This is a genomic window from Rhodococcus sp. Q1 (assembly GCF_004153645.1).
GTDB classification, from domain to species: domain Bacteria; phylum Actinomycetota; class Actinomycetes; order Mycobacteriales; family Mycobacteriaceae; genus Rhodococcus; species Rhodococcus gordoniae.
Map to the genome: position 1 here is coordinate 46,481 of NZ_SDMJ01000014.1, position 17,860 is coordinate 64,340.

At 67.9% G+C, this 17,860-nt stretch carries 17 protein-coding genes and 3 tRNA genes; 8 read left to right on the forward strand and 12 right to left on the reverse strand.

The window, feature by feature from the left end; genetic code table 11:
- Window positions 1-10 precede the first annotated feature (10 nt).
- Window positions 11-424 (forward strand): holo-ACP synthase, encoded by a 414-nt coding sequence (locus tag EQ874_RS22270; RefSeq protein WP_064063255.1) that lies wholly within the window; start codon window positions 11-13, stop codon window positions 422-424.
- 3 nt (window positions 425-427) lie between these two features.
- Here the strand turns inward: EQ874_RS22270 and EQ874_RS22275 are convergent, their stop codons facing one another.
- Entirely contained in the window at window positions 428-1,189 is a 762-nt protein-coding gene (locus EQ874_RS22275) for a TetR/AcrR family transcriptional regulator (RefSeq protein WP_232284725.1), read from the reverse strand.
- Window positions 1,190-1,406: 217 nt separating this feature from the next.
- Here EQ874_RS22275 and EQ874_RS22280 point away from each other — a divergent pair, with 217 nt between their 5' ends.
- Window positions 1,407-2,777 carry a dipeptidase gene (locus tag EQ874_RS22280; protein ID WP_064063254.1) on the forward strand — a complete coding sequence of 457 codons (1,371 nt, stop codon included), beginning with the start codon at window positions 1,407-1,409 and terminating at the stop codon, window positions 2,775-2,777.
- Between the two features lie 12 nt (window positions 2,778-2,789).
- On the opposite strand, the gene bcp is transcribed toward EQ874_RS22280, so the two are convergent.
- Complete coding sequence (gene bcp, locus EQ874_RS22285; protein ID WP_016933370.1) at window positions 2,790-3,263, reverse strand: thioredoxin-dependent thiol peroxidase; 474 nt, start codon at window positions 3,261-3,263, stop codon at window positions 2,790-2,792.
- A gap of 89 nt (window positions 3,264-3,352) precedes the next feature.
- Between bcp and EQ874_RS22290 the strand changes: the two genes are divergently transcribed.
- Window positions 3,353-3,577 (forward strand): DUF3618 domain-containing protein, encoded by a 225-nt coding sequence (locus tag EQ874_RS22290; RefSeq protein WP_129978225.1) that lies wholly within the window; start codon window positions 3,353-3,355, stop codon window positions 3,575-3,577.
- Between the two features lie 165 nt (window positions 3,578-3,742).
- Here the strand turns inward: EQ874_RS22290 and EQ874_RS22295 are convergent.
- Window positions 3,743-3,815: transfer RNA gene (locus EQ874_RS22295), tRNA-Lys, on the reverse strand.
- Window positions 3,816-3,909: 94 nt separating this feature from the next.
- Window positions 3,910-3,982: transfer RNA gene (locus EQ874_RS22300), tRNA-Lys, on the reverse strand.
- 258 nt (window positions 3,983-4,240) lie between these two features.
- Between EQ874_RS22300 and EQ874_RS22305 the strand changes: the two genes are divergently transcribed.
- Complete coding sequence (locus tag EQ874_RS22305) at window positions 4,241-5,461, forward strand: Ig-like domain-containing protein (protein ID WP_207213609.1); 1,221 nt, start codon at window positions 4,241-4,243, stop codon at window positions 5,459-5,461.
- A gap of 17 nt (window positions 5,462-5,478) precedes the next feature.
- The gene (locus EQ874_RS22310; RefSeq protein WP_129978235.1) at window positions 5,479-6,624 is read left to right on the forward strand and encodes a lipase family protein; all 1,146 of its coding nucleotides are present in this window, start codon (window positions 5,479-5,481) and stop codon (window positions 6,622-6,624) included.
- Window positions 6,625-6,750: 126 nt separating this feature from the next.
- Here the strand turns inward: EQ874_RS22310 and EQ874_RS22315 are convergent.
- The 3 genes from EQ874_RS22315 to EQ874_RS22325 form a co-directional block, all read right to left on the reverse strand.
- A tRNA-His gene (locus EQ874_RS22315) sits at window positions 6,751-6,823 on the reverse strand.
- An 86-nt stretch (window positions 6,824-6,909) separates the two neighbouring features.
- Window positions 6,910-7,509, reverse strand: coding sequence for an oligoribonuclease (gene orn, locus EQ874_RS22320; RefSeq protein WP_129978236.1), 600 nt, complete (start codon window positions 7,507-7,509; stop codon window positions 6,910-6,912).
- Between the two features lie 72 nt (window positions 7,510-7,581).
- Complete coding sequence (locus EQ874_RS22325) at window positions 7,582-9,087, reverse strand: NAD(P)/FAD-dependent oxidoreductase (RefSeq protein WP_129978226.1); 1,506 nt, start codon at window positions 9,085-9,087, stop codon at window positions 7,582-7,584.
- Between the two features lie 271 nt (window positions 9,088-9,358).
- Here EQ874_RS22325 and EQ874_RS22330 point away from each other — a divergent pair, with 271 nt between their 5' ends.
- Window positions 9,359-10,900: a helicase HerA-like domain-containing protein gene (locus EQ874_RS22330; RefSeq protein WP_129978227.1), complete on the forward strand. Its 1,542-nt coding sequence runs from the start codon at window positions 9,359-9,361 to the stop codon at window positions 10,898-10,900.
- A gap of 37 nt (window positions 10,901-10,937) precedes the next feature.
- Here EQ874_RS22330 and cmrA read toward each other — a convergent pair whose 3' ends face one another.
- Window positions 10,938-11,744: a mycolate reductase gene (cmrA, locus tag EQ874_RS22335; protein WP_129978228.1), complete on the reverse strand. Its 807-nt coding sequence runs from the start codon at window positions 11,742-11,744 to the stop codon at window positions 10,938-10,940.
- Between the two features lie 106 nt (window positions 11,745-11,850).
- Between cmrA and EQ874_RS22340 the strand changes: the two genes are divergently transcribed.
- Complete coding sequence (locus EQ874_RS22340; RefSeq protein ID WP_064065550.1) at window positions 11,851-13,182, forward strand: MFS transporter; 1,332 nt, start codon at window positions 11,851-11,853, stop codon at window positions 13,180-13,182.
- Here the strand turns inward: EQ874_RS22340 and EQ874_RS22345 are convergent, their stop codons facing one another.
- The 4 genes from EQ874_RS22345 to EQ874_RS22360 all read right to left on the reverse strand — a co-directional run bounded on the left by EQ874_RS22345 (window position 13,183) and on the right by EQ874_RS22360 (window position 16,658).
- On the reverse strand, window positions 13,183-14,076 hold the full coding sequence (locus tag EQ874_RS22345; protein WP_129978229.1) for an SGNH/GDSL hydrolase family protein: 894 nt from the start codon (window positions 14,074-14,076) through the stop codon (window positions 13,183-13,185).
- Window positions 14,077-14,182: 106 nt separating this feature from the next.
- Window positions 14,183-15,004 carry a thioesterase family protein gene (locus EQ874_RS22350; RefSeq protein ID WP_064065552.1) on the reverse strand — a complete coding sequence of 274 codons (822 nt, stop codon included), beginning with the start codon at window positions 15,002-15,004 and terminating at the stop codon, window positions 14,183-14,185.
- Between the two features lie 88 nt (window positions 15,005-15,092).
- On the reverse strand, window positions 15,093-15,926 hold the full coding sequence (locus EQ874_RS22355; protein ID WP_016933736.1) for an alpha/beta hydrolase: 834 nt from the start codon (window positions 15,924-15,926) through the stop codon (window positions 15,093-15,095).
- A gap of 78 nt (window positions 15,927-16,004) precedes the next feature.
- Complete coding sequence (locus EQ874_RS22360; RefSeq protein ID WP_064065554.1) at window positions 16,005-16,658, reverse strand: TetR family transcriptional regulator; 654 nt, start codon at window positions 16,656-16,658, stop codon at window positions 16,005-16,007.
- A 154-nt stretch (window positions 16,659-16,812) separates the two neighbouring features.
- Here EQ874_RS22360 and EQ874_RS22365 point away from each other — a divergent pair.
- The coding region (locus EQ874_RS22365) for an FAD-binding oxidoreductase (RefSeq protein ID WP_129978230.1) at window positions 16,813-17,860 on the forward strand (1,048 nt) is incomplete at its 3' end.

Sequence of the window (17,860 nt, forward strand, 5' to 3'; positions counted from 1 at the left end):
GGGTCTCGGAATGGGAGTTGCGGGAGTCGGGTTCGACCTCGTGTCGGTGCCGGAGTTCGCGGAACAGCTGAGTCGTACGGGAACGACGATGCTGGCGAACTTCACACCGGGTGAGCGTCGCGACGCGAACACCCGCAGCTCCGATCCCGCCCGTCACTTCGCGGCCCGGTGGGCGGCGAAGGAAGCGGTGATCAAGGCGTGGTCGGCCTCGCTGTTCGGGAGTCCACCGGTGTTGCCGGAGACGATCCACCAGCAGATCGAGGTGGTGTCCGACGCGTGGGGACGCCCGAGCATCCGACTGCACCGGGAGGTCGCGGAGAGGCTGACCGGGATGCGGATCCACGTGTCGCTCACCCACGACGGTGACATGGCCGGCGCGTTCGTCGTCCTCGACGAGGTCGGCGACCGACCGACGACGATGTGAGGATCAGGCCGAGGGAGCGCGAGCTTCCTCGGCCTGATCCGTTTCGGTCTCCTGCCGATCGGTCTGTTCGCGTGAGGATTCCGCGCGTTCCTCGCGGCGTCGGCGTCGCTTGGCCTGCGCGCGGGAATCCTGTTCGGCGATCTGCAGATAGGCGACCATGATCCGCTTGAGTTCGACGACGGCGTCGGCGTGGGTCTGGTCGTCCTGCACCGAGAAGTTGAGCATCGAGTACACGATGTGGACGAGCACCTCGGCCATGAGCTTGCGGCGCGGCCGCGGGGTGTCGGGGGTGAGCGGCGCGAGCATCCGTGCGACCTGCTCGGCGAACTCGCGTTCGTGGATGGCGCCGGTGGCGCGGGTGGACGGGGTGGACTGCATCGCGAGCCAGACCTCGCGCCGGGACGGATCGGTGGTCCACAGCCCGGCGAGGTGGTCGACGAAGCTGTTCAGGAAGCGCAACCAGTCGACCGACGGGATCTTGCCGTTGAACTGGGCGAGCTCGCTCTGGACCCCCACGAGGTCCTGCCGGTTGAGCTCGCACACGATCACGTACTTGTTGGCGAAGAACTGGTAGAGGGTGCCGATGGGGACGTCGGCGCGGGACGCGACCTCCTCGCAGGTGAACGACTCGAAGCCGACCTCGGTGAGCAGTTCACGCGAGGCCGCCAGCAGGGCATCGAACTTGCGGCGGCTCCGCTCCTGGGTGGGCCGCCGACGCGGCACGAGCTCCTGGGGCTCGGCCTGAACCTCGAGCGCCGGATCGATCCGGCGCGGGGCGCGGCGGCCGTTCGTTGCTGACTCCACGCGCCCAGGCTAGCCGTAGGGCATCTCTTTACCGAATACTTGCTGTGAGTCCGAGTGTCAGAAATGGAAGATGTGACGCCGGGAACGGGACTCGTCCGCGCCGGAGCGTCGCCGAGTCCCGTCGGGTCCCGCCCGGCCGGTCTTAGGATGGCGGCAGAACCTCGACGGACGGAGATCGATGAGCAGCGTGGACACCACCATCCCGGACCGAATTCGTGAGCGGATCCGTATCGCGATGCCGGCCGCGCGGGCAGACCTCGCAACCCTCGTCGCCTTCCGCTCCGTCGCGGATCCGCGTCAGTTCCCCGCCGAGGAGTGCACAGGGGCCGCGAACTGGGTGCGGGATGCCTTCGCCGCCGCAGGAATCGAGAACGTCGAGACGATCGAGACCTCCGACGGCTCGCTCGCCGTCCTCGGCCACACACCCGCACCGGAGGGCGCACCGACGGTTCTGCTCTACAGCCACTACGACGTTCAGCCGCCCGGCGACGAATCGCTCTGGCACAGCGAGCCCTTCACCCTCACCGAACGGGATGGTCGCTGGTACGGCCGCGGTGCCGCCGACTGCAAGGGCAACGTCGTCATGCACCTGCTCGCACTGCGGGCGCTGCGCGAGGACGGCTCTCTGCCTGTCGGTGTCCGCATCGTCATCGAGGGCTCGGAAGAGATGGGCGGGGCCGGACTCGACCACCTCGTCGCCGAGCGACCCGAGTTGTTCGACGCCGACCTCATCGTCATCGGCGACTGCGGCAACACCGCAGTCGGGCAACCCACGCTCACCACCACGCTGCGGGGCATCGCGAACGTCGACGTGCACATCGAGACGTTGAGAGGCGAGATCCACTCGGGGATGTACGGCGGAGCGGCCCCCGACGCGCTCGCCGCGCTCGTGCACCTGTTGGGCACCCTCCGCGACGAACACGGCAATACGGTCGTCGACGGACTCGACTGCTCCGCGACCTGGGACGGCGTCCCGTACCCCGAGGACCGTTTCCGCGCCGATGCGGGCGTGCTCGACGGTGTCACGCTGCCTACTTCCGGCACCGTCGCCGACGCGGTGTGGGCGCGACCGGCCCTGACCGTCCTCGGGATCGACGCCCCGCCCGTCGTCGGCTCGGCCGCGGCGGTCGTGCCGCGAGCGTCCGCACGCCTGAACCTGCGCGTGCCGCCGGGCATCGACGCCCGCACCGCCCAGGACGCGCTCGTCGCTCATCTCGAGGCCCACGTGCCCTGGGGAGCGCATCTGCGCATCGACCGCGACGTCCTCGGCGAACCCTTCCGTGCGCCGACGGACGGGCCCGGTTACGCCGCGCTGCGAACCGCGCTCGAGACCGCCTACGGCCGGGAGGTCGGGACTGCCGGGCAGGGCGGCTCGATCCCGCTGTGCACCGCGCTGCAACGCGCTGTGCCGCAGGCCGAGATCGCCCTGATCGGCGTCGAGGAACCGCGCTGCGTCATCCACGCGCCGAACGAGAGTGTCGACCCCACCGAGATCGAGAATCTCGCCGTCGCCGAAGCGCTGTTGCTGACCTCGCTGGCACCGCGGTAACGGCAGGACCGATCAGACCGACAGGTCGCGGCGCAGCTTCGCCACGTGCCCGGTCGCGCGGACGTTGTACTGCGCGACCTCGATCTTCCCGTCCTCGTCGACGAGGAAGGTCGACCGGATGACGCCGGTGACGGTCTTGCCGTACATCTTCTTCTCGCCGAAGGCACCCCACGCCCGGAGGGTGGTCTTCTCGGGATCCGACAGCAGCGGGAAGGTCAGCTGTTCGGCGTCGCGGAACTTCGCGAGCTTGGCCGGCTTGTCGGGTGAGATGCCGATCACGTCGAGGCCCGCCTCGTTCAGTTCGGCGAGGTTGTCGCGGAAGTCGCACGCCTGCTTCGTGCATCCCGGGGTGCTCGCGGCGGGATAGAAGTACACGACGACCTTGCGGCCGCGATGGTCCGATAGCGACACCTCGTTGCCGTCGGCGTCGGGGAGGGTGAAATCGGGGGCGGGATCGCCGGGCGTGAGTCTGCTGTTCTCCGTCATGAGGGCGACAGTAGTGGACCGTGCAGCCATTCCCGGCGCGCGTCCATTACCGTGGTCGCAGCACACTGCAGCGACCTTCTGGAGGACACGTGGCTAGGGACACCGAGGACATCGAGCGGGAGATCGAGAAGGCCCGCAATCAGCTCGCGAGCACACTCGACGAACTGAGCGTCCGCGCCAACCCGAAGAATCTGGTGGCGAGCACGAAGCAGACCCTCCTGGCAAAGGTGAACCAGCCGCAGGTGAAGAAGTACGCGGCGGTCGCGGCCGGCACGGTCGTCGGATTGCTGGTGCTGCGCAGGATCCTGCGCTGACCTTCGCGCTCCACCGCTTCGCAGAACACCCACGTCGACTCGGCGTGGGTGTTCCTCGTTCCGGGGAACAATGCCATCGAGTGCGGGGACAGTACCGTGCGACGGCGTCATCGGTCGCGAACGACGAAGGCCGGATACCGTTTCCGGTATCCGGCCTTCGTGTCGTGCGCCATCAGGGACTCGAACCCCGAACCCGCTGATTAAGAGTCAGCTGCTCTGCCAATTGAGCTAATGGCGCGTGGCGGTGTGTATCCCGGTCGTCGTCTCGGCGAGAGGGTACGGCGTGACCGCCAGAACGAAGGCCGGACACTGGGTGCCCGGCCTTCGTGTTGTGCGCCATCAGGGACTCGAACCCCGAACCCGCTGATTAAGAGTCAGCTGCTCTGCCAATTGAGCTAATGGCGCTGGACGATCTGTTCCCAGGATGCCGTCCCAGCAACGAAGAGAACATTACACACCGTCTCGCGACGTACCAAATCGCCTGGTCAGAATGTTTTCGGTAAAGTCGTCGCCGTAACGGCTCGGGTGGTCGGAGCGATTGTCATGCGAACGTTACCGACGTACGGGGGAGTCGCGTCGGGTCGGCCGCACCAGAGGCTGGCATCATCGTGTTCGGTGTTGTGACGTGCGTTTTCTGTGCCTTGGGGGAGGCGGGATCGGAGTATGACAGTGGCGGAATCGAGTGCGCGGAACCCCCGGGGTCGTCGGGTGCGAGGGATCCTCGGAGTGGTCGTCGTCGGCGTTGTGGCATTTGTCACCGGATGTGCGGGCGGTACGGGTTCGGGCGCCGAGGAGGTGCCGATCGACTCCAATCCCGTGGCCGCGCTCATCAAGCCGACGGTGTCGTCGAGTGTGGCCGACGGCTCGGTCGGCTTCTCGCCGATCGATCCGGTGACCGTCTCGGTCGTCAACGGCAGGCTCGATTCGGTGACCCTGCTCGACCCGGCGGGGGAGCCGGTGCAGGGCGAACTCGCCGCCGACGGACTGACCTGGGTGAACACCGAACCCCTCGGTTACAACCGCTCCTACACCCTCGAGACGGTCGCGTACGGACTCGGCGGCGCGACCACCTCGACCGCGGCGTTCACCACGTCGTCGCCCGCGAATCTCACCCAGCCCTACGTGTTGCCCGGTGAGGGCTCGGTCGTGGGCATCGGTCAGCCGATCGCCGTGCAGTTCGACGAGAACATCCCGGACCGGCTCGCGGCCGAATCGGCCGTCACCGTCACCACGAACCCTCCGGTCGAGGGCGCCTTCTACTGGGTCAACAACCGTGAGGTGCGGTGGCGCCCGGAAAACTACTGGACTCCCGGCACCACCGTCACCGTCGACGTGAACGTCTACGGCAAGGATCTCGGCGACGGTCTCTTCGGCCAGTCCGACGTCCATTCGTCCTTCACCATCGGCGATGCGGTGATCATCACCGCCGACGACGCGACCAAGCAGGTCACCGTCACCCGAAACGGTGTCGACGTCATCACGATGGCGACGTCCTTCGGCAAGGACTCCACGCCCACCCCGAACGGCGTCTACATCATCGGCGACCGGTTCGAGAACATGATCATGGACTCGTCCACCTACGGCGTTCCCTCCGACTCGGCGCAGGGCTACCGCACTCCGGTGGACTGGGCGACGCGGATGTCCTACAGCGGCATCTTCTTCCACTCTGCACCGTGGTCACTCGGCGACCAGGGCGTCCGCAACGTCAGCCACGGTTGCCTGAACCTGAGCCCCGCCAACGCGAAATGGATCTTCGACAACACCAAGCGCGGCGACATCGTCGTGGTCCGTAACACGGTCGGCGGTGTTCTCCCGGGGACGGACGGACTCGGTGACTGGAACATTCCGTGGTCCACATGGAAGGCCGGTAACGCTGCGGCGTGACGGATCAGAGGGGATCGATGGCCGTTCGGGGGCGACCGTTGCGCGCCGCATTCTGCGGTGCCGTACTGCTCGCATCGCTGACGCCGACGGGGGCTGCGGCGGCTCCGGTCGCGTCGTCGACCGCATCGACGCCCGGTGCCGTCGTCTCACAGCAGCCGCTGCCCGAGGAGGTGTCGCTGCCAGGCGCGGGCACCGCGACGAAGCTCGAATACCGCACCGAGTGGCGGTCGGGAGAGCCGACCGTCGCCACCGGGGCGTTGTTCCTGCCCGAAGGTGACGCCCCCGAAGGTGGCTGGCCCGTCATCGCGTGGGCACACGGCACGACCGGCGTGGGCGACGACTGCGCACTCACGACCCGCACGCCGCGATCCGCTCTGGAACGCACCTATCTGCGGCACTGGCTCGACTCCGGTTACGCGATCGTCTCTGCCGACTTCCCCGGTCTCGGCTCCGAAGGTCTCCATCGTTATCTCGACGGCCCCAGTGCCGCGAACAGTATCGTCGACATCGTCCGGGCGGCCCGCGCGGGCGGGGCACCGCTGTCCGAGCGGTGGCTCGTGATGGGCCAGTCGCAAGGAGGGCACGCGGCGCTGCACACCGCCACGATCGCGACCTTCCGGGCACCCGAACTCGACTTCCGCGGAACGGTCGCCACGGGCGCACCGGCGAATCTCGAGCGGGCGTTCACGATCGGCGTGCCGGGTTTCCCGGATCCCGGGCTGGGGGGTCTGGTCAGTTTCAGCGGCTACATCTTCGCGGGGCTGCGCGATGCCTACCCCGAGGTGGACGTCGACAGCTTCCTGACTCCTGTCGGCCGGGAGGTCGTCGACCGGGCCGAAGAGCTGTGTTACGACGATCTCGAGGAGTCGGTGCGCGGCATCCGGGTCGGTGAGTTGCTCGCGCGTCCGTTGGCCGAGGAGCCCATGGCGGCGCTGCTCGCCGATTATCTCGCCGCTCCGGCGAACGGATACGACCGGCCGGTGTTCCTCGCCCACGGCGTCCACGACGTGGTGGTCCCGCTGCCGCTTTCTGCGGCCCTCGCCGCCGACATGAAGGCCGCAGGAGCGGACGTCGACTATCGCGTCTACATGGCCGGGCACTACACGACGGTCGAGCGTTCGCTGCCCGAGGTCGACGCGTTCGTGGCCCGCTCGTTCGAATAGACCCGCCTCGCGCCCCGAACCGGGCCGTGCGCGCGCTGTAACGTCGGCGAACCCCGGTTCGGCGCGTGAAGATCCGTCGTGGACGAGAAAACCCCCGATCGGGAATCCGATCGGGGGTTTCTTCGGGGTGAGTGACGGGACTCGAACCCGCGACAGCCAGGATCACAACCTGGTGCTCTACCAACTGAACTACACTCACCATCGCATTCGCCGGCAACCTCTCGGCCGCTTGCGCCTGCGGTACAGATACTAGCCTGACGATGACGGAAAAGACGAATCGGCTGGTCAGGCCGGTCCCAGGTCCTTCACGACGGCTGCGAGGTCGGCCGGGGTGGGGCCGGGGGGCGCCACGAACGCCGTGCGTCGGTAGTAGCGCAGTTCGCGGATCGACTCCTTGATGTCGGCGAGTGCCCGGTGCGACAGTCCCTTCTCCGGCTGGCCGAAGTAGATGCGCGGATACCAGCGCCGGCACAGCTCCTTGATCGAGCTGACGTCCACCATGCGGTAGTGCAGGTAGTTGTCGAGCTCGGGCATGTCGCGGGTGATGAATGCGCGGTCGGTCGCGATGGAGTTGCCCGCCAGCGGGGCCGTGCCGGCCTCGGTGACGTGCTCGCGGATGTACGCGAGGACCTGCTTCTCCGCCTCGGCGAGGCTGACCGTCGAGCGCCGCACCTCCTCGGTGAGCCCGGACCGCTCGTGCATCTGCTGCACGACCGCCGGCATGTCGGCGAGGGCGTCGTCATCGGCGTGGATGACGATGTCCACGCCCTCGCCGAGCACGTTGAGATCACTGTCGGTGACCAGAGCTGCGATCTCGATCAATTTGTCGCTGCCGAGACGCAGCCCCGTCATCTCACAGTCGATCCATACGAGTTTGTCCTGCACGACAGACAGACTAGCCATCGGATGCGCACTCCCGAGGGGCGGCATCGAGGGCCGGCGACGAAATGCCCGACATCACGCCTTGACGGGAACGGTGCGTGATGCGGTCGGCCGGACCGGGCGGCGCGCGGCCGGGGCACGGTGCCGGCCGATCGTCCGGCCTTCGCCGGTCCCGTTCTGCACTGCGGTCCCGTTCTGCACTGCCGGCCCGAGCTGCCCCGAGCCGTTGCGGGTGAAATCCTGACTCAGGAAGGACTCGGGGGAGTCGTCGAGGATCTCCATCCACGGCGCCGGCAGCGGCGGAGCGAGGGTGCCGGTCAACGTCGAGGCGTAGCTCTTGTTCCGGTACCCCATGATGTCGTTCTTCTTGTCCTTCTTCCACTGCTTGAACACCTCGCCCTGGCGTTCGACGTGGAATTCGGGGTAGTCGGTGCGGTCGACGAGATCGCGGATGTAGGCGGCCTGGAAGTCGATGTCCTCCACCGGTGACGACAGCTTCTCCTCGCGTGCCCGCCACACGTCGATGTCCTTCTCGCGGGTGGCGAGATCGGGCAGGTCGACGCGGCCGAGCATGACGTCGCGTGCGTACCAGGCCTGCGCGTCGAACATGTTGAACGTGAAGTACTGGTCCTGTGCGCCGAGGTACATCAACCTCGGATTGCGCTGGAAGAAGATGCCCTTGTAGATGTCGCGCGGGTACAACCGGTTGTTGGTGCGCAGCGACAGTTCGTCGGGCAGGAACGGATAGTGGTGCTTGTATCCCGTGCACAGCACGATGGCGTCGACCTCGCGCGTGCTGCCGTCCTGGAAGTGGGCGACCTTGCCGTCGACGTGGGTGAGCAGCGGTACCTCGGAGAACTGTTCGGGCCAGTCGTGACCCATGGGGGCAGTGCGGTAGCTGAAGGTCACTTGTTCGGCGCCGTACTTGACGCACTGGGTGCCGATGTCCTCGGCGGAGTAGCTGCTGCCGACGAGGAGCAGGCGCTTTCCGGTGAACTCGCGGGCGTCGCGGAAGTCGTGGGCGTGCAGTACGCGTCCCGGGAACCGGTCGAGGCCCTCGAAGTGGGGAACGTTCGGAGTGGAGAAGTGGCCGGTCGCGACGACGACGTAGTCGAACTCGTCGGATTCGAGGACGCCGCGGTTGTGGTCCATCACCGTCACGGTGAACTTCTGCGTCTCGTCCGACCAGTCGACCCACCGCACTGCAGTGTTGAAGCGGATGTACTTGCGCACGTCGCTCTTGGCGACGCGGCCCATGATGTAGTCGAGCAGGACGGCCCGTGGCGGGTACGACGGGATCGGGCGGCCGAAGTGCTCTTCGAAGGAGTAGTCGGCGAACTCGAGGCATTCCTTGGGGCCGTTGGACCACAGGTAGCGGTACATGCTCGCGTGGACGGGTTCACCGTTCTCGTCGAGTCCCGTGCGCCAGGTGTAGTTCCACATTCCGCCCCAATCGGGCTGCTTCTCATAGCAGACGATGTCGGGGATCTGCTCCAGACCGGCCTTTCGGGCTGCTTCGAATGCGCGCAGCTGCGCGAGTCCACTGGGACCTGCTCCGAGAATGGCGATCTTCGGCGTCAATGTGCTTCTCCTGTGCTCGTGAAATGTTTCGCGTAGTTCGTTGCTAGCACAAGTCATTGTTTTTGCGAATGATCTTCGTTTCCTCGCCGCTTCGAGTTCTCCCGAAGAACATGCAGGTCATGAAGGGTGTCGGGCTAAACGCTCGCGCGACATCGGTTGTGATCGGAATCACTGTAATGCGACAATTCTGGCGCTCGATAGAAATGGTCTTTCCGTAGCGTGAGGGGCCGGTACCGTCACGGTGGGCAGGTCGACGCCGGAGGGGGCGAGCATGACCGAGAACCCGGAAGTTTCCACTGCTGCCATCGCGTCCGGATACGACGTGATCGGCGAGGCGCTCGAACTGGGAAGTGTCGTTCTCGACGGCGTCGCCGACCCGGACGCGCAGGTGCGCATCCCGCTCGCCACGATCAACCGTCACGCTCTCGTCGCCGGTGTTACCGGCACGGGCAAGACCGAGACGCTGCAGATGATGGCAGAACAGCTGTCGTCGGCGGGGGTTCCGGTGGTGATGGCGGACGTCGAGTCCGATCTGTCCGGCCTGTCGGCCGCAGGCGAGCCGAACGAGGGCGTCCTCACCCGGGCGGCCGACACCGGGGACGAGGAATGGACCCCGACGGGTCATCCCGTGGCCTTCTACTCGGTCGGCACCGACGGCGTCGGCATCCCGGTCCGTGCCACCGTCACTTCCTTCGGCCCGATCCTGCTCTCGAAGGTGCTCGGCCTCGACACGACTCAGGAATCGACGCTCGGACTGATCTTCCACTGGGCCGACCGCAACGGACTTCCGCTGCTCGACCTCGCCGACCTGCGGCAGGTGATCCGGTACCTGACGAGCGACGAAGGACGCGACGCACTCGACGAACTCGGCGCCGTGTCGCCCGCGACCACCGGTGTGATCCTTCGCGCCGTCGTCGGCCTCGAGAGCGCGGGTGGCGACGGATTCTTCGGGGAACCCGAACTCGAGGTCGAGGACCTGCTGCGTGTGATCGACGGCCACGGGACGATCAACCTGTTCGAACTCGGCGAGGACGCCACCCGTTCTGCGCTGTTCTCGACCGTCCTGATGTGGTTGCTCGCCGGCCTGTTCCAGGCGCTGCCGGAGGTGGGTGACGTCGACAAGCCCCGGCTCGTCTTCTTCGTCGACGAGGCGCACCTGCTCTTCACGGACGCGTCGAAGGCCTTCGTGCAACAGATCGAGCAGACGGTGAAGCTCATTCGTTCCAGAGGGGTCGGCGTGGTCTTCTGCACGCAGCTACCCACCGACCTTCCCAGGAGCGTGCTGTCGCAACTCGGCGCGTGGGTGCAGCACGCGCTACCCGCCTTCACCCCCGAGGGCGAGGCCGCGCTCGCGAAGGTCGTGCGCACCTTCCCGAAGACGGACGCCTACGACCTCGCCGAGGCGCTGACCGGGCTCGGTACCGGCGAGGCGATCGTGACGGTCCTGTCCGAGCTGGGCGCGCCGACGCCCGTCGCCTGGACGCGTCTGCGACCGCCGCGTTCGCTGACGGGCACGGTGGGGGAGAGCGCGATGCGCGCGTCGGCGCAGGCGAACCCGCTGTACGGAAAGTACGGCCGCACCATCGACCGGGAATCGGCGTACGAGAAGCTCACCGCGTCGATGGTCGGGGCGGCCGATGTCGAGCCCGTCCCGGACGTGCCGTCGCCGGCGCCGGACGAAGCCGGGCCGTCGGTCGTGGAGCAGGTGCTCGGCAGCGCGGCGGTGCGCAGCTTCATCCGTTCGGCGGCGTCCGCGGCCGGCCGCGAGATCGGCCGGAGCCTCTTCGGCACGGGACGCCGCCGAAGGCGGTGAAGTGTTGCTGCCGCCGAGGCGGTGAGGTGTTGCTGTGTCAGTTGCTGCCGAGCTTCTTGTAGAACGCTCCGGCGATCGGCGCGGAGACCGATCGCGGCGAGAATTGACCGGCGGCCGACATGGCCTTGCTGATCACGCCGGGCACGATGCGCATGCGGTTCGCGGCGAGCGCGTCGAGCGAGACCTTCGCGGTGTGCTCGCTCGAGATCCACAGGAAGTCCGGGACCAATTTGTCGACGATCGACGCCTCGGCCGGATCGGGTTCCTCGGTACGCACCGGACCGGGGGCGAGCAGCGTGACGTGCACGCCGGTGCCCTTGAGTTCGCCGCGTAGCGACTCGGAGAAGGTGTTCACGAATGCCTTCGTGGCGGCGTAGGTGGCGTTGTTCGGGATCGGCATGTTGCCGGCGGCCGAACCGACCATCAGGATCGCGCCGGAATTCCGCTCGACCATCTGCGGCAGCACCGCGAGGGTGAGGTCGTGCACGGCGACGGCGTTGAGTTCGACCTGCGCCCGCTCGTAGGTCGCGTCGAGTTTTGCGACCGCGCCGAAGGTCGCGATGCCGGCGTTGTTGCACAGGATGCTGATGCGGCGGCGTACGAGTTCGTCGACCAACGGTGTCCGGGCGTCGCGGTCGGACAGATCGCATGCGCGTACCTCGACGGTCACACCGTATTTCGCGCGCAGGGTCTCGGCGAGGGCCTCCATCACCTCTCCGCGGCGGGCGACCAGGATCAGCGAGTGGCCGCGGGCGGCGAGTTCGGTTGCGAGGGCCTCACCGATGCCGGAGGACGCTCCGGTGACGACGGCACGGGCATCGGGATGGGGATTCGGCAGAGTCACAGTGGGTCAGCGTAGCGGCAGGCGCGCGGCGACGGCCGGGGCCGCCCCGACTGTGCGATCGAGTCGTTCGGTGCCGCGGGCGCTCTCGAAGCCTAGGCTCCGGGGCATGAATGCGTTCACGGACACGGCGAGTGGGGCCGGGGAGGCCACGACGCGTCGTCAGGTCTTCTCGTGGGGTCTGTGGGACTGGGGTTCGGCGGCGTTCAATGCCGTGATCCTGACCTTCGTGTTCTCCGTCTATCTCACCGACGCGGTCGGGGACGACCTGCCGGGCGGGATCTCGGCGAGCACCTGGCTCGGATGGTCCCTGGGCATCGCCGGCTTCGTCATCGCCGTGACCGCACCGGTGTCCGGTCAGCGTTACGACGCCACCGGGCGGCGGAAGCGGTCGCTGGGCATTCTCACCGCGGTCACCGTCGCGGCCATGGCGGCGATGTACTTCGTCCGCGACGACTATCACTATCTGTGGCTCGGCATGGTCCTGCTCGGTGTGGCGTCGGTGATGGCCGAACTGGCGCAGGTCCCGTACAACTCGATGCTGCGCCAGGTGTCGACCCCGGCGGATATCGGCCGGGTGTCGGGTTTCGGTTGGGCGATGGGCTATTTCGGTGGGATCGCGCTCCTGTTGTTGTGTTACACCGGCTTCATCGCCGGTGACGGCGATTCGCGCGGTTTCCTCGGTGTACCGACGGAGGACGGCACCAACATCCGGCTCGTGGCGTTGTTCGCTGCCGTGTGGTTCGCGGTGTTCGCCGTGCCCGTGCTCCTCGCCGTTCCGGAGAAGCCGGTCGCGCATGGGGACCTCGCGCGCCGGGCGGGTTTCGTCGAGTCCTATCGCGTGTTGGGGCGCGATCTGACGGAGCTGTGGCGGGCGGATCGTCGCACCATCTGGTACCTCGGGGCGTCGGCGTTGTTCCGGGACGGTCTCGCCGGTGTCTTCACCTTCGGTGCGGTTCTCGCCGTCACCGTCTACGGGATCGGAGCGGGCGATGTGCTGCTCTTCGGTGTCGCCGCGAACGTCGTGTCCGCCGTGGGCGCGCTCGTGGCCGGACGGGTGGACGACCGGATCGGGCCCAAGGCCGTGATCGTGGGATCGCTGGTCGCCATGATCGCGACCGGCATCGTGCTGCTCGTGGTCTCGGGTCCGATCATGTTCTGGATCTTCGGTCTCGTGCTGTGCCTGTTCGTCGGTCCCGCACAGTCGTCGGCACGCACCTTCCTGGCGCGCCTCACCCCGCCGGGCCGGGAAGGCCAGATGTTCGGTCTCTACGCGACGACCGGTCGGGCGGTGTCGTTCCTGGCGCCGACGCTGTTCGGCTTCTTCGCATGGTGGTTCGGTACCGACCGGGCCGGCATCGTGGGACTGTTGCTCGTGCTCGGCGCCGGCCTGCTGTCGTTGCTCGCCGTGCGGGCTCCCGAGATGTCCGCAAAGGACTGATCAGGATCGATCGGTGAGCGCGGCCAGTACCTGGTCGGCGGCGTTGCGGTGCCCGGCCGCGTTCGGATGCAGCGGGATCGACCCGGCGGCCGGCTGCAGACCGGCCATCCATCGGGTCTCCGGAGCGGCACACACGTCGTGATCGCGGCTCGAAGAACGCAGGTCTACGTAGTCCGCGTCGGCGGCCTCGGCCTGCTCGCGCATGACGGTGTTCAACCGGTCGATCTTCTCCTGCAGATAGGTCGCGTCCTCGGGCCAGATCCGCTGGTCGGGGAAGCAGCCACCGTCGCGGATGCCGGTGGGATAGCCGACGAGGACGATGCGTGCCTCCGGTGAGCGTCGACGGATCTCGTCGATCACGGTGGTGTAGGTGGGTGCGAAAGCGTCGATGGTGGCGTCGACGCGGTCGGCGCCACCGGTGGTGTTCGTGATCGCGCACGACGCGCCCTCCGGCGGTGCCGAGAGATTCACGCATCCCAGCGCCAGTTGGACGAGGCCGATGTCGTTGCCGCCGATGCCCACCGTGACGAGTTCGGTGTCGGGTCGCAGCGAGTCGTACTGGGGTGGCACCGTCCCGCCGCGGAAGGTGGTCTGCGGCATCGCGAAATCGAGGGAGGTGGCGGCGCCGCACGACGCGTCGACGAAGTTGTCGATGCCGAGTCCGGCAGCGACGAGGGTGGGATAGTTGCTCCCCGACCGTCCGCACGGATCGCCTTCGGTCTGCGGCGGGATGCCGGGTCCGGCGGTGAAGGAGTCTCCCAGGGCCACGTACGACTCGTAGTCCGCAGCCGGGGCCGTCTCCTCCGTCCCGGCGCAAGCCGCCCCCGCTACCACGAACGTGATTGCGGCGCAGGCGATGACGCCCGCTCGTCGGAGGGGTCTCGGTCTCGTCACATCGGACCTCGCAATCAGTGGAGCCGATGTATCCGAGGCTACAGGTGCGCCGGTGGCCGGGACGCGGGCCGGAGCGCGACGTCGCGTTCCGCGCTTCGAATCGGCCTCACGCCTTGAAGTAGACGATCTGGTGCGAGGTCGCGAGCAGGACGCCGTCGCGTCCCCACAGCCGAGCGCTCTGGTCGAAGAAGCCCTGTTCGAAGCGATGCGCCCGTGCGGTGGCGAGGACGGGGCTGTCGGATTGCGCGGCAACGGTCTCCGGGTCGGCGTGGAAGTAGGTCGTCATGGAGACCGTGCCGGCCGGCAGTACCCGACCCAGCCGCAGGAAGGCGCGGGGATAGAAGATGTCGCACATCGCGGTGAGCGAGGCGAAGTCGAGCGGGCGCGACGGCACGTCGCGCACCCACAGGGTCGACGTGGAGTCGGCGACCTCGGCGCTGCCCTCCTCGGGAACGACCCCGGTGGCGTACCGCATCTCGTAGTTGCGTGCCCACGCGATGAAGTCGGGCAGCGGTGTCGGTTCGAGCGAGTCGGGTGCGGGGACGGCCGGTGCCTGCGGTTCGGTCGACGACCAGGTGGGGCGACGGAGACCGAAGACGGCCGTCGCGGTGGTGGCGACCTCGCCGCCCTGCGACAGTTCGAGCGACCAGTGCTGGGTGGTCCGGTTCGTGCGCACCGGTCGCGCCGTGATGTCGAACGGTCCGTCGGTGATGGGTCCGGCGAAGTTGACCGTCAGGGACAGCGGCATGCCGAGGACATCAGGATGCCGTTCGACCGCGCGCAGAAGGGTCGCGGCGGTGATACCGCCGAACGGGCCGACCATGTTCGCGTAGGCGGGATGCGTATGCCCTTCGGTGCGATCGTCCCGGACTTCGAACAGGTCGACGGCGGCGTCGAAGACGTGAGTGGTCACCGAGACGTCGGTCATGACAGGGTCTCCTCGGAAAAGGTGTCGCGCAGGTCGGATCCGTACGACAACATACCGAGAATCCGGGTGGCGACCGGCTCGGGCCCGCCTAGGCGTTCCGTCGCCGCGCGATCGCGTTCGCGACCTCGGCAGGAGCCTCCTCCGGGATCCAGTGCGAGACGTCGGGCAGGATCACGAAGTCGTAGTCGGCGTCGACGAACTCACCACACCGTTCGGCGCCGGCGCGGCCGATCGCGATGTCGGCGGTGCTCCAGAGGTAGGTCGTCGGGACGCGGACCGGGGGAGTCGAATCGAGATCCCGTGTCATGGCGCGATACCAGTTCAGGGCGGCGGTGAGAGCGCCCGGCGCGGACATCGCGGCGACGTAGTGGTCCACCGCGGCGCGGTCGACGCCCGGCGCGAACATCGCCCGCAGGCGCCGCGCGTCGTCGGCGAGGAGGAGGTCCTCCGCCTTGCCCTCCTCCCGGAAGAGGCCGATGTAGGAGGAGCGCTCGCGTTGGTCGGCGTCCTCGCGCAGCGCCCAGCCGTAGGCGGCGAGGTGGGGGACCGAGACCGCGGTCAGCGCCGAGACGCGGTCGGGATGGTGGGCGGCGAAGTACCACGCCACGGCGGCGCCCCAGTCGTGTCCCGCGAGGTGGACGCGAGCGAGACCGAATTCGTCGAGCAGACCGAGGACATCACCGGCGAGCGCCGGCACCCCGTAGTGCTCGACGCCGGCCGGCCGGGCGCCGGGGGAGTATCCGCGCTGGTCGGGGGCGATCACGCGGAAACCGCGTTCGACGAGCAGGCGGGCCACCGGCGTCCAGCTGCGTGATGTCTGGGGGAAGCCGTGCAGGAGCACGACGGGTGTGCCGTCCCTCGGACCCGCCACGCGCACGTCGAAGGTCAAATCGTCGTAGGTGGCGGGTTCGCTCGATGCCATGGGAACCACGTTACGGAAGGGGAGGGTCTCCGACAGGATTTCCCGTCCACCTCGACGAACCGGAGTCGCTCCGGCCCGTCACCGGTCGCCGGACGTCCGACGTGGCCGCCACGCCGCCGTGCCCAGCAGGATCAGACGCATCTGCTTCTCGGCGCGGGTGACCACCTCCGTTTCCTGCGCGCTGCCGGGACGTTCGACGGCGAGAAGGTCGAGGACGAAGTCGAGCATCGCGGTCACCAGCAGGTCGGCGGCCATCTCGAGATCGTCGAACTGCCAGTCGTCGAAGCCGGGGGAGCGGCCCAGGTCGGCGGCGAGTTCACTCGTGAGCAGGCGCAACTCGACGGAGATGGCGGCGGCGACCTCGGGTACTCCGCCGTGGCGTTCGCGGGCGAGGAACCGGAAGGTCGCCTTGTGGGCCCGTACCTGCTGGACCAGCACGTCCAGGGACTGACGGGCGCCGGACGGTCCGGGGGTGCGTCGCGCGTCGCGCAGAAGACGGCGCAGCACCCGCATCGTGTCGGCGGCGAGGGTGACGCCGAGTTCGTCCATCGACGAGAAGTGCCGGTAGAACGCGGTGGGCACGATGCCCGCGTGACGGGCCACCTCCCGCAGGCTCACCCCGCCGAGTCCTCGGTCGGCGGACAGGTCGAGGGCGGCGTCGAGAAGCGCCTGGCGCGTGCGTTCCTTGCGTTCGGCGCGCGTGGTCGGCGGAGGTGCGGAAGCGGTGGACACGCTCCGAGTCTAGGCACGATGGGCTCGGCGGCGTCCGAGCAACTGTAACCGCGATCACACCCGGGTTGACAGCCAGGTGTGTCCGGCTGTCACACTGATTTCAGTGCACATTCGTTCACTGAGCACGCAGAGGTCTACCGAAAGGCGGACAGACATGATCGTGCGCGACCGTCCGACACCCGTCCCGCGCTCGGGTTCGTTACGAAAGCTCCTGGTAGGAGCACTCGAATTGCTGTCCTACCCCCACCACCCGGACCGCTATCTGGAACTTGCCGACCCGCTGCTCGTCACGTCGGCGAACTATGCCCGGATTACAGATGTGGACCGAAGTGCCACCGATTCGCTCACGTTCACGGTGCGCCCCGCACGGTCGTGCCGCCCCCTTCCCGGGCAGTACGTGACCGTGGCGGTGCGGGTCGACGGGGTGCGGCACACGCGCTGCTATTCGCCTACCCTTGTGGATACGGAGACGCAGCGGCATCCCGACCTGCGCTTCACCATCGGCAGGCACCCCGACGGCACCGTCTCGCGTCACCTCCACGACCATGCGAGGGTCGGCGACGTCGTCGAACTCGGTCCTGTGGCAGGCGAGTTCGTGGTGCCGAGCCCTCGCCCGCGGCGGCTGCTGTTCGTCGCCGCGGGTTCCGGGCTGACGCCGGTGCTGTCGATGCTCACCGGTCTCGTCGCCGAGGGGTACGACGGGTCCGTGGTCCTGCTCTACTACACCCGTACGCCCGGACACGTCCCGCGCCGCGCCGAACTCGACGTTCTCGCCGACCGGCCCAACATCGAGATCGTCCATGCACACACACGATCCGGCGGCGGACTGCTGCACGGACGGTTCGACCGCAGCCACCTCGCGGCCGTCGCACCCTGGTACGCCGACACGCCCACCTTCGTGTGCGGCCCGGCGGAGATGGTCACGAGCATCCGCGAGGTCTACGCCGAGCGCGGCGCCGAGGCCATGGTGAACACCGAGGAATTCGTCCTCGTGCCATCGGTTGCGTCGACAGATGATGCCGGCGGTGAGATCTCCTTCGCCGAATCCGGCATCGTTGCCGAGAACACCGGATCGACGCTGCTCGCACAGGCCGAAGCGGCCGGTCTCACGCCCGAACACGGATGCCGCATGGGTATCTGCCACAGCTGCACCGCAGTCAGGCTGTCGGGGTGCACCCGCGACGTGCGTACCGGCGACGTCG

Excerpts from the sequence above, each read along its gene's own strand:
- EQ874_RS22305 (WP_207213609.1), top strand. The coding sequence starts at position 4,241 with ATGACAGTGGCGGAATCGAGTGCGCGGAACCCCCGGGGTCGTCGGGTG.
- EQ874_RS22340 (WP_064065550.1), top strand. The coding sequence starts at position 11,851 with ATGAATGCGTTCACGGACACGGCGAGTGGGGCCGGGGAGGCCACGACG.
- EQ874_RS22270 (WP_064063255.1), top strand. The coding sequence starts at position 11 with ATGGGAGTTGCGGGAGTCGGGTTCGACCTCGTGTCGGTGCCGGAGTTC.
- EQ874_RS22350 (WP_064065552.1), bottom strand. The coding sequence starts at position 15,004 with ATGACCGACGTCTCGGTGACCACTCACGTCTTCGACGCCGCCGTCGAC.
- EQ874_RS22355 (WP_016933736.1), bottom strand. The coding sequence starts at position 15,926 with ATGGCATCGAGCGAACCCGCCACCTACGACGATTTGACCTTCGACGTG.
- EQ874_RS22280 (WP_064063254.1), top strand. The coding sequence starts at position 1,407 with ATGAGCAGCGTGGACACCACCATCCCGGACCGAATTCGTGAGCGGATC.
- EQ874_RS22310 (WP_129978235.1), top strand. The coding sequence starts at position 5,479 with ATGGCCGTTCGGGGGCGACCGTTGCGCGCCGCATTCTGCGGTGCCGTA.
- bcp (WP_016933370.1), bottom strand. The coding sequence starts at position 3,263 with ATGACGGAGAACAGCAGACTCACGCCCGGCGATCCCGCCCCCGATTTC.
- EQ874_RS22330 (WP_129978227.1), top strand. The coding sequence starts at position 9,359 with ATGACCGAGAACCCGGAAGTTTCCACTGCTGCCATCGCGTCCGGATAC.